The 14,144-nt window shown below is 69.4% G+C and carries 12 protein-coding genes, 1 rRNA gene and 1 riboswitch; of the genes, 1 reads left to right on the top strand and 12 read right to left on the bottom strand.

The features are described 5' to 3' along the window. Positions 1-23 precede the first annotated feature (23 nt). Positions 24-2,909, bottom strand: a complete 2,886-nt coding sequence (gene gcvP, locus AB0D85_RS36030) for an aminomethyl-transferring glycine dehydrogenase (protein ID WP_362329637.1) — start codon at positions 2,907-2,909, stop codon at positions 24-26. Between the two features lie 174 nt (positions 2,910-3,083). Then, positions 3,084-3,177: riboswitch (glycine riboswitch) on the bottom strand. A 114-nt stretch (positions 3,178-3,291) separates the two neighbouring features. On the opposite strand from gcvP, the gene AB0D85_RS36025 reads away from it, so the two are divergent. Further along, complete coding sequence (locus AB0D85_RS36025; protein WP_362329634.1) at positions 3,292-3,672, top strand: PRC-barrel domain-containing protein; 381 nt, start codon at positions 3,292-3,294, stop codon at positions 3,670-3,672. An 85-nt stretch (positions 3,673-3,757) separates the two neighbouring features. Here AB0D85_RS36025 and AB0D85_RS36020 read toward each other — a convergent pair whose 3' ends face one another. The 11 genes from AB0D85_RS36020 to rrf all read right to left on the bottom strand — a co-directional run. Then, positions 3,758-5,110, bottom strand: coding sequence for a DNA polymerase IV (locus tag AB0D85_RS36020; protein ID WP_362329631.1), 1,353 nt, complete (start codon positions 5,108-5,110; stop codon positions 3,758-3,760). Positions 5,111-5,202: 92 nt separating this feature from the next. Then, on the bottom strand, positions 5,203-5,886 hold the full coding sequence (locus tag AB0D85_RS36015) for a MerR family transcriptional regulator (protein WP_362329628.1): 684 nt from the start codon (positions 5,884-5,886) through the stop codon (positions 5,203-5,205). Positions 5,887-6,151: 265 nt separating this feature from the next. Beyond that, positions 6,152-6,625, bottom strand: a complete 474-nt coding sequence (locus AB0D85_RS36010; protein WP_026253112.1) for a bifunctional nuclease family protein — start codon at positions 6,623-6,625, stop codon at positions 6,152-6,154. A gap of 91 nt (positions 6,626-6,716) precedes the next feature. After that, positions 6,717-7,454 carry a MerR family transcriptional regulator gene (locus AB0D85_RS36005; RefSeq protein WP_362329624.1) on the bottom strand — a complete coding sequence of 246 codons (738 nt, stop codon included), beginning with the start codon at positions 7,452-7,454 and terminating at the stop codon, positions 6,717-6,719. A gap of 41 nt (positions 7,455-7,495) precedes the next feature. Beyond that, positions 7,496-8,326: an FHA domain-containing protein gene (locus AB0D85_RS36000; protein ID WP_362329621.1), complete on the bottom strand. Its 831-nt coding sequence runs from the start codon at positions 8,324-8,326 to the stop codon at positions 7,496-7,498. Positions 8,327-8,516: 190 nt separating this feature from the next. After that, entirely contained in the window at positions 8,517-9,353 is an 837-nt protein-coding gene (locus AB0D85_RS35995; protein WP_362329618.1) for a DUF881 domain-containing protein, read from the bottom strand. A gap of 5 nt (positions 9,354-9,358) precedes the next feature. Continuing rightward, complete coding sequence (locus AB0D85_RS35990; protein ID WP_046727248.1) at positions 9,359-9,691, bottom strand: small basic family protein; 333 nt, start codon at positions 9,689-9,691, stop codon at positions 9,359-9,361. Continuing rightward, positions 9,688-10,599, bottom strand: coding sequence for a DUF881 domain-containing protein (locus AB0D85_RS35985; protein WP_362329614.1), 912 nt, complete (start codon positions 10,597-10,599; stop codon positions 9,688-9,690). The genes AB0D85_RS35990 and AB0D85_RS35985 overlap by 4 nt, the downstream gene beginning before the upstream one ends. A gap of 107 nt (positions 10,600-10,706) precedes the next feature. Then, positions 10,707-13,202: a mannose-1-phosphate guanyltransferase gene (locus AB0D85_RS35980; protein ID WP_362329612.1), complete on the bottom strand. Its 2,496-nt coding sequence runs from the start codon at positions 13,200-13,202 to the stop codon at positions 10,707-10,709. A gap of 126 nt (positions 13,203-13,328) precedes the next feature. Continuing rightward, positions 13,329-13,937, bottom strand: coding sequence for a CDP-alcohol phosphatidyltransferase family protein (locus AB0D85_RS35975; RefSeq protein WP_362329609.1), 609 nt, complete (start codon positions 13,935-13,937; stop codon positions 13,329-13,331). A gap of 112 nt (positions 13,938-14,049) precedes the next feature. Next, positions 14,050-14,144 (bottom strand): 5S ribosomal RNA (gene rrf / locus AB0D85_RS35970); the annotation flags it as partial.

Genomic DNA, 14,144 nt, shown 5'->3' with positions numbered 1-14,144 from the left:
GCCTCCACGGTGCCTGCTGGGGATCAGTCCTCGTACACGTCCAGCGGCGGGCACGAGCACACCAGGTTCCGGTCGCCGAAGGCCTGGTCGATCCGGCGCACCGGCGGCCAGTACTTGTCGGCGGCGGACACCCCGGCCGGGAAGACGGCTTCTTCCCGGGTGTAGGCGTGCTTCCATTCCCCGCCGAGCGCGCCTGCGGTGTGCGGAGCGCCCCGCAGCGGGTTGTCGTCGGCGGGCCACTCCCCCGCCCCGACCTTGTCGATCTCCGCGCGGATGGCGATCATCGCCTCGCAGAACCGGTCCAGCTCGCCGAGGTCCTCGGACTCGGTCGGCTCGATCATCAGCGTGCCGGCCACCGGGAACGACATCGTCGGCGCGTGGAAGCCGTAGTCGATCAGCCGCTTGGCGACGTCGTCGACGCTCACGCCGGTCGCCTTGGTCAGCGGCCGCAGATCGATGATGCACTCGTGCGCGACCAGCCCGCCGGGCCCGGTGTAGAGCACCGGGAAGTGCGGCTCCAGCCGCTTGGCGACGTAGTTGGCGCTGAGCACGGCCACCTGGGTGGCGCGCTTGAGGCCCTCGCCGCCCATGAGCCGGACGTACGCCCACGAGATCGGCAGGATCCCCGCGGAGCCCCATGGCGCGGCCGAGATGGGTCCGACGCCCGTCTCCGGCCCGGCGGCGGGCTGCAGCGGGTGGTTCGGCAGGTACGGCGCCAGGTGGGCCCGTACGGCCACCGGACCGACACCCGGACCGCCGCCGCCGTGCGGGATGCAGAAGGTCTTGTGCAGATTGAGGTGGGAGACGTCACCGCCGAAGTGGCCCGGCTTGGCGACGCCGACCAGGGCGTTCAGGTTGGCGCCGTCGACGTACACCTGGCCGCCGGCCTCGTGCACCTGGCCGCAGATGTCCGCGACGTGCTCCTCGAACACCCCGTGGGTGGACGGGTAGGTGATCATCAGCACGGCGAGCTCGTCCCGGTGCTGCTCGATCTTCGCCCGCAGGTCCTCGACGTCGATCTCGCCGTCCCCGGCGGTCTTCACGACGACGACCTTCATCCCGGCCATGACGGCGCTGGCGGCGTTGGTGCCGTGCGCGGAGGACGGGATCAGGCAGACGGTCCGCTGCGCGTCGCCGTTGGCCCGGTGGTAGGCGCGTACGGCGAGCAGCCCCGCCAGTTCGCCCTGCGAGCCGGCGTTGGGCTGGAGCGACACCTTGTCGTAGCCGGTGACCTCGGCGAGCCGCTCCTCCAGCTCGCGGATGAGGGTCAGATAGCCCTGCGCCTGCTCGGCGGGCGCGAAGGGGTGCAGCTGGCCGAACTCGGACCAGGTGACCGGCTCCATCTCGGTGGTCGCGTTGAGCTTCATGGTGCAGGAGCCGAGCGGGATCATGCCCCGGTCCAGCGCGTAGTCCCGGTCCGCGAGCCTGCGCAGGTAGCGGAGCATCGCGGTCTCGGAACGGTGGTCGTGGAAGACGGGGTGGCCCAGGAAGCCGTCGGCGCGCAGCAGCGCCTCGGGCAGGGTGTCCTCGGCGGCCGCGTCCAGCGCCTCGACGTCGCCCTCGACCCCGAACGCCGTCCACACGGCGCCGAGCTGAGCGCGGGTGGTGGTCTCGTCGCAGGCCATGGAGACGTGGTCGGCGTCGACGAGCCGCAGGTTGACCCCGCCCTGCCGGGCGGCGGCGACGATCTCGGCGGCCTTGCCGGGCACGCGCGCGGTGAGGGTGTCGAAGTAGGCGCCGTGCACGATCCCGACCCCGCCGGCCTTCAGCCCGGCGGCGAGGATCGTGGCGTACCGGTGGGTGCGCCGCGCGATGGCCCTGAGCCCGTCGGGCCCGTGGTAGACGGCGTACATGCCGGCCATCACGGCGAGCAGCACCTGCGCGGTGCAGATGTTGCTGGTGGCCTTCTCGCGGCGGATGTGCTGCTCACGGGTCTGCAGGGCCAGCCGGTAGGCCCTGTGCCCGTCGGCGTCCACGGACACGCCCACGAGCCGCCCGGGCAGGCTGCGGGCGAACTTCTCGCGGACCGCCATGTAACCGGCGTGCGGCCCGCCGAAGCCCATCGGCACGCCGAACCGCTGGGTCGTGCCGACGGCGATGTCGGCGCCGAGTTCACCCGGCGAGGTCAGCAGGGTCAGCGCGAGCAGATCGGCGGCGACGGTGACGAGCGCGCCCAGCTCGTGCGCCTGCTCGACGATCGGCCTGATGTCGCGTACGGCACCGGAGGCGCCGGGGTACTGGACGAGCACGCCGTTGATCTCACGCGCGGCGAGCTCCGCCGGAATGCCGTCGCCGAGGTCGGCGACGACGACCTCCACGCCCGTCGGCTCGGCCCGGGTCCGGATGACGGCGACGGTCTGCGGCAGCGCGTCCGCGTCGATGACGAAGACGCCGTTCTTGTTCTTGCCCATGCGCAGCGACAGGGCCATGGCCTCGGCGGCGGCCGTGCCCTCGTCGAGCAGCGAGGCACCGGAGGTGGGCAGCCCGGTGAGGTCGGCGACCATGGTCTGGAAGTTCAGCAGGGCCTCGAGGCGCCCCTGGGAGATCTCCGGCTGGTACGGGGTGTAGGCCGTGTACCAGGCGGGGTTCTCCATGACGTTGCGCAGGATGACGGGCGGGGTGAAGGTCCCGTAGTACCCGAGGCCGATCATCGAGTCGAGCACCTGGTTGCGATCGGCGAGCGACCGCAGCTCGGCCAGCACCTCGGCCTCGGTACGCGCGCCCGGCAGCTCCAGGGAGTCGGCGTTCTTGATCACGTCCGGCACGGCGGCGGCGGTCAGCTCGTCCAGCGAGCCGTACCCGACCTGGGCGAGCATCTTCGCCCGGGCCTCGTCATCGGGCCCGATGTGACGCTGCTCGAACGGAATCCCCTGTTCGAGTTCGGAAAGCGAAGGGCGGTGGGCGGTCATTGCGGAGGCCTCCTGGTCTGAACGCGACCTTCGAGGGGCACCCGGCATGGGTACCCCGACGGCCTCCCCCTCTGTCATCTCAACCTGAGAGTTTCACCGGACGCCCGTGGGCTCCGGCTTTCACCGTCGGTGAGGGCGGACGCCGTCGACATCCGCCCTGCTTTCCAGAGTGACCTCGTCCGTGCGGTACGTGGGCCTGAGAGATTCCGGGGAGGATTTGCTCCTTCGGCGCCTCCGGTTGTCCGGAGGACTCTCCCGCACGGGGTCAGCAGCCGTCTGCCAGCCTACCAGCGAGGGCAACGCACGGGCCTTCGAGTGGCCGCCTCCTTGAATGTGCTCTTTTGTAGTGCTTACGGATGAGTTGCGACCAAGTGGAGGGCCCGTGCAGACCGACATCGATCCGCGCAACCTGATCGGCCGCAAGGCGTTCGACCGCAACGGCACGAAGATCGGCACGATCGACGAGGTGTACCTCGACGACGCGACCGGTGTGCCGGAGTGGGCGGCCATACGCACCGGCCTGTTCTCCCGGGACGCCTTCGTGCCCCTGGAGCCCAGCGAACTGGTCGAGGGCACCCTCCAGGTCCCCTTCGACCGCGCCCTGATCAAAGACGCCCCCGACTTCGGCGTGGGCCGCCATCTGTCCCCGGAGCAGGAGCTCCAGCTCTACCACCACTACGGCCTGGACACGACCGCACCACCCCCGCACCACCCGGACCACGACTTCGGCAAACTGGCGGGAACGGAGGACGCGGGGGCGTGAGCGCCGAAGGTGGGTGCGCTGCTGTCGGTCGCCTGCGGGCCGGTGGGGGCTGGTCGCGCAGTTCCCCGCGCCCCTGACGGGGCGCTCACCGCACCCCCTGTCCTCCCGGCACCAGTGGCAAAGGGTCCGTCGGCTCCAGCCCAGGGTCATCGACCCGGAAAGTCCGTACCCTCCCCGGCTCCGAGGACCCCGGCGTCTCGAAGCGCACCGTCACCCTCCCCAGTCCACTCCCCTGCACCCATCCGTGTCCGTACTCCGCGTGCCGTACGTCGTGCCCTGCCGGCCATCGCCGCTCGGCCACCGCCTCCTGCTCGGCGACCGGCTCGGGCACGGCCTCCGCCGCCAGGACGTCCACCCCCTCCCCGGCCGCCGCCTGCGCGAACAGATCCTCCTGCGTGTAGTCGGCCAGCCCCGACACCCCCACCCCCAGCAACCGCACACCCCCCGTCGTGTCCACCGAGTCCAGCAACCGCGCAGCCGCCTCCCGCACCACGGCCGGATCGTCGGTGGGCCCCCGGAGCGTCTCCGACCGGGTGAGCGTCGAGAAGTCGTACCGCCGCACCTTCAGCACGATGGTCCGCCCCGACAGCCCGGCCCCCCGCAGCCGCCGTACACACCGGTCGGCCAGCCGCTGCACTTCCAGCCCCACCCGCAGCCGGTCATGGATGTCCACGTCGTACGTGTCCTCGACGGACACCGACTTGGTCTCCCGCTCGGCCACCACGGGCCGCTCGTCGTGCGCCAGGGCCATCGCGTACAGCGCGTGCCCGTGCGCCTTCCCCAGCAGCCGTACGAGCTCGTCCTCCCCCGCCTCGGCGATCTCCTCGACCGTGCTGATCCCGGCCCGCCGCAGGTGGTCCCCCGTCGCCGGCCCCACCCCCGGCAGGGTCCGTACCGACAGCGGTCCCAGCAGCGCCCGCTCCGTGCCCGGCTCGATCAGCACCAGCCCGTCCGGCTTGGCCCGCTCGGAGGCGATCTTCGCGAGCATCTTGGAGGCGGCCAGCCCCACCGACCCGGTGAGCGCCGTGACCGCCCGTATGTCCGCGCGGAGCTTCTGCCCGGCCAGCCGTGCCGACGCCTCGTCCCAGGCCGCCCCACCGGCCTCCAGGTCCACGAACGCCTCGTCCAGGCTCAGCGGCTCCACCAGCGGCGACAGCGCGCGCAGCAGCGCCATCACCTGGTCGCTGATCGACCGGTACAGCCCGAAGCGCGGCACGAGATACGCGGCGTTCGGCGCCAGCCTGCGCGCCTGGGCCATCGGCATCGCCGAGTGCACACCGAACACCCGGGCCTCGTACGACGCGGTGGCCACCACACCGCGTGGTCCCAGGCCGCCCACGACCACGGCCTTCCCGCGCAGGCTCGGCTTGGACGCCTGCTCCACCGAGGCGAAGAAGGCATCCATGTCGAGATGCAGGATCGTGGGCGCGTTTCTCACAACTCCGATGCTGCACCACGCCACTGACAATGCCCCGGCACTCGACCGTGCCGGGGCATCACAGGACGTTCCGGGGCCTTGGGCCCAGGACTTCAGACCGCTCGGTTGCGCCGTCTGGCCAGCTCGTCGGCGGGGTTGGGCCCGACGAGTGTCTCGCCGGTGTCGACCCGCTCGCCGTGCAGCTGCGAGAGCGCGCTTTCCACGTCCCGCCAGACCACGCCGACCGCGATGCCGAAGATGCCCTGACCGCCCTGGAGCAGGGCGTGCACCTCGTCGGGGGACGTGCACTCGTAGACCGTCGCGCCGTCGCTCATGAGGGTCATGCGCTCCAGGTCGCGGAAACCGCGTTCCCTGAGGTGCTGGACCGCGGTGCGGATGTTCTGGAGCGACACCCCGGTGTCCAGGAACCGCTTGACGATCTTCAGGACGACGACGTCCCGGAAGCTGTACAGGCGCTGCGTACCCGACCCGTAGGCGGGCCGCACGCTCGGCTCGACCAGGCCGGTGCGGGCCCAGTAGTCGAGTTGCCGATAAGTGATGCCGGCCGCCGCGCAGGCCGTGGGCCCGCGGTAGCCGATCTCCTCGGTCGCCATGGACGCCGCCCCTTCGCCGCTCGGCACTGCCGTCGGCCGCTGCGGAGCGTGACCGGTAGTGCTGCTGTGATGGGGGTCCCCCCAACTCGAACGAAGTCGAGAGCCCGGGGGAGGGTACGGACCGCTCTCCCCGAGACCGCGTCCCGGGGCACCCCCAGCCGTACCGTCGCCGCTGCTTCTCACGCCGACCTCCGTCCTTGACCTGCCTTCTCGACGGTAGGCAGTCACCAGGGGTGCGTCAACGATCGCCACACTCGGCACGCCGAGTGATAATCACCCTAGGAGTGGTTTCCCGTGCCCCACCGCGGGGAAAGGCTAGCCGAATGCTCTGGCGGGAAGCCGTAGGACGCTCTCAATGGCCGCTGGCAATTGCCCATGAGTTTCGGCTGTGACCAGCCACAAACCGGCCCGTCCCCGACCTTCCGGTGGGTGACGGGCCGCTGCGGTCTCACTGGCTGCTGGTGCCGAAGTCCTCGGGCGAGATCTGGTCGAGGAACTCGCGGAACTTCTCCACCTCGTCCTCCTGCTCGTCCGGGATCGCGATGCCCGCGTCGTCCAGCACCGTGTCACTGCCGTAGATCGGCGTTCCCGTGCGCAGCGCCAGCGCTATGGCGTCGGACGGACGGGCGCTCACCTCGACGCCGCTGGCGAACACCAGCTCCGCGTAGAAGACGCCCTCACGCAGATCCGTGATGCGTACTTCGGTGAGCTCCTGGCCGACGGCCTCCAGCACGTCCTTGAACAGGTCGTGGGTCAGCGGTCGCGCGGGGGCCATGCCCTGCTGGGCGAAGGCGATCGCCGTCGCCTCCCCCGGCCCGATCCAGATGGGGAGGTAACGGTCGCCTCCCACTTCGCGCAGGAGCACGATCGGTTGGTTGGAGGGCATTTCCACCCGGACACCTACGACATCGAGCTCGTTCACACAGCAACCCTAGGCCGTGCCCGGGACGTTTGGGTAGTCGGGCCAAAAACGCGCGCCCGATCCGGCCTCCGCCCGGGACCTGTCACAACGATCACGGCAGCCGCACCCCGAGCGCGGTCTGCACCAGTGCGGCGTGCAGCTTCATCGTGAGCGCCGCCAGCTCCTTCGTACGCGCCTCGGCGTGCGCCCTGGTCTGCGGGTTGCGATGACGCCTGAGCGGGGCCACCACCTGGTCCACCAGACCCGCCTCACGGTCGGCGGCGGCCTTCATCACCCGCAGATGGCGCGGCTCGATCCCGAACCGGCCCAGCTCGGCGACGAGCACGGCCACGGTGACCGCCTCCACGTCGTACACGCCGTCCTCCAGGGGAGCGATCAGCCCGTACGACTCCCACTCCTTGAGGCGGACCTCGTCGATCTCGGCGGCCGCGAGCAGCTCGTCCCGCCCGATCCGCGCCACCGTGGGCGCCTCAGGGGCCGTCAGTACGCCCTCGCCGTCCCGCTGCCGCCCGAGGACGGGCAGCTGCACGGCTTCCCCGCGCTCCATGGCGTCCAGGTACTCCCGGATGACCTTGAGCGGCAGATAGTGGTCCCGCTGCATCCGCAGGACGTGTCCGAGGCGCTCCACGTCCCCGGCGCTGAACTTGCGGTACCCGGAAGGAGTCCGGCGCGGCTCGATGAGCCCCTCCGACTCCAGGAAACGGATCTTGGAGATGGTGACTTCGGGGAACTCGTCGCGCAGCACGTTCAGCACCGTGCCGATGCTCATCAGCCCGGGTTCCGTGGCGGCGGTGCCATGGCCGGTACCGCCGCTCGGTGTGTGCAGCATGGACCTTCTTCCCTGGGTTCCCCCCGGACGAGGTCCGGGGGTCAGATGCCGTGCCGGCTCGCGTAGAAGACCAGCCGGTACTTGCCGATCTGGACCTCGTCGCCGTTCGACAGAGCGACCTGGTCGATGCGCTCCCGGTTGACGTACGTGCCGTTGAGGCTGCCCACATCGGCCACCGTGAACGAGCCGTCCGGCTGGCGGCGGAACTCCACGTGCCGACGCGAGACCGTCACGTCGTCCAGGAAGATGTCGCTCTGCGGGTGACGCCCGGCCGTGGTCAGGTCGCTGTCCAGCAGGAACCGGCTGCCGGAGTTCGGGCCACGGCGCACGACCAGCAGCGCGGAGCCCAGCGGCAGCGCGTCGACGGCCGCCTGCGCCTCGGGCGAGAGCGCCGGCATCTGGGTCTGGCCGGTGACCTCGGCGTCGTAGGCCTCCAGGCCGGAGATCGAGATCGTGGACGTCGTCTCGGCGGCACGCTCGGGGACGGCGCCCGCACGCAGCGGGGCACCACAGTTGGAACAGAAGCGGGCGTTCTCCGCGTTGCGGTTACCGCACCTCGTACAAACCAGGGCCGACATGGACGGATCCTCCTGCCGCGGCTGCCCCGCCGGGGCGTTGGACGCGTACGGGCCGGAGGTGAACCCTCCACCCGCACCTGAGGTTGACGGTTGCCCGAAACCTATGCCGCCGGACTGGGACGGGTCAACTGACGGCGCGCCCTGACCTCCCGAAATGTCACCCCCCTGACCAGTCACCTGATCACGGAACAGCGGGCGCTGGCCCTCATCATCGGGCTGTGCGCGATGGCGGGCGGTCGCGTTGTCGCTGCCCTCTCGCGCGCTCTTGCCGAACAACTTCGCAAACAACTTCACGGGCGATTCCCCTTGACCGAAACAGACCCGCCCGTGGGGCAGGACGAACCCTGACTGAATAAACCGGCCGACCCGGACAACCACACAACGTCCGTATCCACCAGACAGTTTCCACCACGCACCGGGTCCCCGGTGCGCCGACCCCCCGCATCCTCATGCCCTCGCCGGACGTCCCCCATGCACCACCGGTTCACTGTGAGGACGACCGAGCGTAGTCAGGCTGCTTCGCCGGTCGCAAGGCATCCACGACGATCTTCGCCGACCCCTCGACGGTCACGGTCGCCTGTTCCTTCTCGAGGGTCTGCACCACGCCTCCGGGGATGTTGAGGGCCGGTTCGAGGTCCTGCGGCTTGCCGATCACCTTGAAAACGTAGGGCTGGGTGATCTTGTTCCCGTCGACGCTCACGCTCTTGCCCGAGTCCGACAGGTAGGTACCTGCGATGACCCGTACCCCGTTGACCTGGATCGCCTCCGCGCCGGCCGCGCGCAACTCCTGGATCGCGTCGAGCAGCATGTCCGCCTGCACCGTCCCCTTCGGGTCGTCGACCGTCATCGTGATGCCAGGACCCTGCGCCGCCACGGTGCCCGCCAGAATGCCGAGTTGCCGCTCCTTCTCGGCCGTCTGTCTGCGCGCCTCCGCCGCCTGGTCGGAGCTGCTCTGCAACTCCTGACGCTGCTTGTCGAGTCCTGTCTTCTCGTCCTCAAGACGCTGAGTACGGTCGTCCAGTTCATCGAGGATGCGAACAAGATCCTCCTGACGGGCCCCGCGCAGCGCGCTGTCGCTGTCACTGTTCGACGCCACCTGCACCGCCAGCCCGAAACCGAGCCCGAACAGCAGCAGGGCGACGATCAGTTGGGCCCGGCTGACGCGCAGCGGCCACAGCCCCTGCACCAGCCGCTGCCGGCCGCTCAGCCCGGCCTCCGGCTTGCGATCGGCAGCCGGTTCGGCCGCCGGCGCCGCGGCGGGCACCTCGTCGGGCAGTTCCTTGCGCAGCGGGTTCTCCGGCCGCTTCTCGTGCTCGCTCATGCCGCTCACGCCCGGAAGACGTGCCGCCGGATCGCCGCGGCGTTGGAGAAGATACGGATACCCAGGACCACGACGACGCCGGTGGACAGCTGCGAGCCCACGCCCAGCTTGTCGCCCAGGAAGACGATCAACGCGGCCACCACCACGTTGGACAGGAACGACACCACGAAGACCTTGTCGTCGAAGATCCCGTCGAGCATGGCCCGCAGCCCTCCGAAGACGGCGTCGAGCGCCGCGACGACGGCGATCGGCAGATACGGCTCGACGACCGCCGGAACCTCAGGACGGACCAACAGTCCGGCCACGACGCCCACGACGAGGCCAAGTACGGCGATCACGATGTGCCCTTCTCAGTCTTCTCGGTGTACGGCTGTGCTGTACGTACGATCACGCTGGGTGCGGCGGGCAGCCGGACGTCGCTCTCCGTGGAGATCGTCGCCCTGATGTCGAAGTTCTGCTCCAGGGCGTGCAGGTACAGCCCGTCCGGGCTGTCCTGGAACCTGGAGGCGAGCTTCTGCCCGTCCCCCACCGCCAGCACCGTGTACGGCGGTACCAACGGCCTGTTGTCGACCAGTATCGCGTCTCCCGCGGCCCTGATCGCGGACAGGGCGGTCAGCCGCTGTCCGTTGACGGAGATCGCCTCGGCACCCGAGGCCCACAGCCCGTTCACGACACGCTGCATGTCGTGGTCGCGGACCCGGCCGGTGTCGGAGAACCCGGAGGTCTCCCGGGGATTGCCGGCGTCGCCGCCGGAGGACGCCTCTTTGGCGTCGTTCACGACCAGCTTCACACCGGGCCCGTGCACCGCGGTGGCGCCCGAGAGCATGCCCACCAGGTCCGCCTGCCCGCTGCCGCCGCTCTCCTTCAGCGCCGCACGCTGGCGGGCGCTGACATCGTCACGCAGTTTGTCGACATTCGTCTCGAGCTTGTCGGCGGCCGCGGTCTCCCGGTCGATACGGTCGATGAGCTCCTGGCGCTCCTTGGCCACGACGGGCGCCGTCACCCGCGCCTGCGCCGCTCCCACGGTCACCACCAGGGCCGCGAGCACCAGACCGCCGGCCAGGCCCAGCTTGGCCCGGAGGGTCTTCGGCATCCCGCCGCCCTCCCCCTGCGCCCTCTTGCGGGCGGCCGCCTCGGCGTACCCGTCGTCGAGGCTGTGGTCCATGACGTTGGTGATCAACGACATGGAGGCGTCCGGGCGCTGCGGCCGGGTGGCGCTGCTCCGAACGGGGGGTTGCTGCGGCATGCCGCACATCGTCGCACGTCGCGACCAGTACCTCCGAATGGCCCCACCGGCGTGCCGGACCGGGCCCCTTGGGGACACCTGTCCGGCACGCACGCGTGCTGCGGTTTTTATCGTCCGGCGCTGTCCACGATCGCCGACCACTCGTCCAACAGGGCCTGCGCGGAGGCGTCGTCGGGCCCCTCCGCCCACAGATGCGTGACCGCCTCGGCCGGGTCGGGCAGCACCATCACCCAGCGCCCGTCGGTCTCGACGACCCGTACCCCGTCGGTGGTGTCGACGAAGCGGTCACCGGCCGCCTCCACGACACGCCGCATGACCAGCCCCTTGACAGCCCAGGGCGTGGCCAGGTCCCGCTTGAGGACATGCGCCCGCGGGATCCTGGCGTCGATCTGGCTCAGCGTGAGCTGCGTCCGCGCCACCAGGCCGATCAGGCGTACGAAGGCGGCCGTACCGTCGTAGACGCTGCTGAACTCGGGGACGATGAACCCGCCCTTGCCGTCACCGCCGAAGATGCTGCCTTCCTCACGGCCCACGCGGGTGAGGTCGTCGGGAGAGGTGGTCGTCCACTCGACCTGGGTGCCGTGATAGGCGGCCACCTGCTCGGCGATCCGGGTCGTGGTGACCGGAAGCGCCACACGGCCGCTGCGCCGCTCCGCGGCGACCAGGTCCAGCAGGACGAGCAGCGCCCGGTCGTCCTCGATGATGCGGCCCTTCTCGTCCACCAGGGACAGCCGCTCACCGACCGGGTCGAACCGCACGCCGAACGCGGCCCCGGAGGACGCCACGATCTCACCGAGGCGCACCAGACCCGACCGCCGCTGATCGGCCGTCTCGGTGGGCCTGGCCTCGTTCAGCCCGGGATTGATGGTCAGCGAGTCCACGCCCAGCTTGCCGAGCAGGCTGGGCAGGACGAGCCCGGCGCTGCCGTTGGAGGCGTCCACGACGACCTTGAGGCCCGCTTCGGCGATCCCGGTCGTGTCGACGTTCCGCAGCAGCGAACCCGTGTACGAGTCGAAGACGCTGGCCGGGAAGTAGAGGTCGCCGATCTCGCCGGGGAACGCGCGCCGGTACTCCTGCCGCGCGAAGATCCGGTCCAGCTTGCGCTGGCTGGCCTGCGAGAGGTCGGCGCCCTGCCCGTCGAAGAACATGATGTCGACGGAGTCCGGCACCCCTGGCGAAGTCCGGATCATGATGCCGCCGGCACTGCCCCGCGCGGTCTGCTGCCGCGCCACGGGCAGCGGTACGTTCTCCAGGTCCCGTACCTCGATGGCACTGGCCTGGAGCGCGGAGATGACCGCCCGCTTGAGCGCACGGGCACCACGGGAGTGGTCGCGGGCCGTCGTGACCGTGGAGCCCTTCTTCAGGGTGGTCGCATACGCGCCGGCGAGCCGTACGGCCAGCTCCGGGGTGATCTCGACGTTCAGAATGCCGGACACACCACGAGCGCCGAACAGATGCGCCTGCCCCCGGGACTCCCAGATCACCGACGTGTTGACGAACGCGCCGGCCTCGATGGTCTTGAACGGATAGACCCGGACGTTGCCCTGAACGATCGATTCTTCACCGATCAGGCACTCGTCACCGATGACCGCCCCGTCCTCGATCCGGGCGGCCCGCATGATGTCGGTGTTCTTCCCGACGACACAGCCCCGCAGATTGCTGTGCTGCCCGACGTACACGTTGTCGTGGACGACGGCCCGGTGCAGGAAGGCACCGCTCTTCACGACGACGTTGGACCCGACGACGGTGTGCTCGCGGATTTCCGCGCCGGCCTCGACCTTGGCGTAGTCACCGATGTACAGCGGCCCACGCAGTTCGGCCTCGGCGTGCACCTCGGCCCCCTCGGCCACCCATACGCCCGGGGATATCTCGAAGCCGTCGATGTCGACGTCGACCTTGCCCTCCAGGACGTCGGCCTGGGCCTTCACATACGACTCATGGGTGCCGACGTCCTCCCAGTAGCCCTCGGCGACATAGCCGTAGATCGGCTTGCCTTCCTTCATCAATTGCGGGAAGACATCGCCGGACCAGTCGACCGGAACATCGGCCTCGACATAGTCGAATACCTCGGGCTCCATGACATAGATGCCCGTGTTCACCGTGTCGGAGAAGACCTGTCCCCAGGTCGGCTTCTCGAGGAACCGTTCGACCTTTCCTTCCTCATCGACGATGGTGATGCCGAATTCCAGCGGATTGGGCACACGCGTCAGACAGACCGTGACGAGCGCGCCCTTCGCCTTGTGGAAGTTGATCAGTTCGGTGAGGTCGAAGTCGGTCAGCGCATCGCCGGAGATGACGAGGAAAGCATCGTCCTTCAACGCCTCTTCGGCGTTCTTGACGCTTCCGGCTGTACCGAGTGGCTTCTCCTCGTTGGCATAGGTGAGCTCCATTCCAAGCTCTTCGCCGTCCCCGAAGTAGTTCTTGACGAGCGATGCCAGGAACTGCACGGTGACGACGGTCTCGGTGAGCCCATGCCTTTTGAGCAGCCGTAGCACATGCTCCATGATCGGGCGGTTCACCACCGGAAGGAGCGGCTTGGGCATGCTTGAGGTCATGGGGCGAAGGCGTGTGCCTTCACCACCGGCCATCACGACGGCCTTCATGTCGGAAGCGTCCTCCTCTAAGAGATGACGGTCTAGCCGACTTCACCCGTCCAGATTGTCCCGCACTTTTCCGCCGCGGGCCATCGAGAGCAATCGAGGGCCACTACGTCCGGACAATCGCCGAGCTCAATCGGCTGTGGCGTCCGCGCGAACCAGGCGACGGACCTGCACCACGTAGAGCACTCCTGCCCACCAGTAGAGCGTTGTACCCCATCCTGCGAACGCCCATCCGAAAATGGCAGCGAGTGACGGGATCCAACCGCTTCCGTCACTGAGCAGCAGGAGCGGGAACGCGTACATCAGATTGAACGTCGCGGCCTTCCCAAGGAAGTTCACCTGGGGCGGCGGATAGCCGTGGCGCCGAAGGATCCCCACCATCACCAGCAGAATCAGTTCACGCAGGAGCAGCGCGGCCGTCAGCCAGAGGGGCAGGATCTCGCGCCAGGTGAGCCCGACGAGCGTCGACAGAACGTAGAGCCGGTCCGCGGCGGGGTCGAGAAGCCGGCCCAGGTTGCTGATCTGGTTCCAGCGCCGGGCGAGCTTGCCGTCCAGGTAGTCGCTGACGCCGCTGAACAGGAGCACCAGCAGGGCCCAGCCGTCGCTCTTGGGCCCGCCGAACTCGGGCCTGAGGATCAGCCACAGGAAGACGGGTACGCCGACGAGACGCGCCATGCTGAGGATGTTCGGGATGGTGAGGACCCGGTCCGTCTGGACACGGGTCTCCTGGACCTCCACCCGGGGGCCTCCTGTGGTGGGAAACGAGCCAACTTTTCCCCCTGACCTTACCCCAACGCAAAAAAGCTCTGGCTCTTGGGCTTGTTGCCCAAGAGCCAGAGCTCTAAAAGGAGTTCGGCGGCGTCCTACTCTCCCACAGGGTCCCCCCTGCAGTACCATCGGCGCTGTGAGGCTTAGCTTCCGGGTTCGGAATGTAACCGGGCGTTT

Origin of the sequence: Streptomyces sp. NPDC048277, from assembly GCF_040652235.1 — a bacterium.
GTDB lineage: Bacteria > Actinomycetota > Actinomycetes > Streptomycetales > Streptomycetaceae > Streptomyces.
Note: the sequence above shows the minus strand (reverse complement) of the source record. Positions and strands in the feature narration are given on the sequence as shown.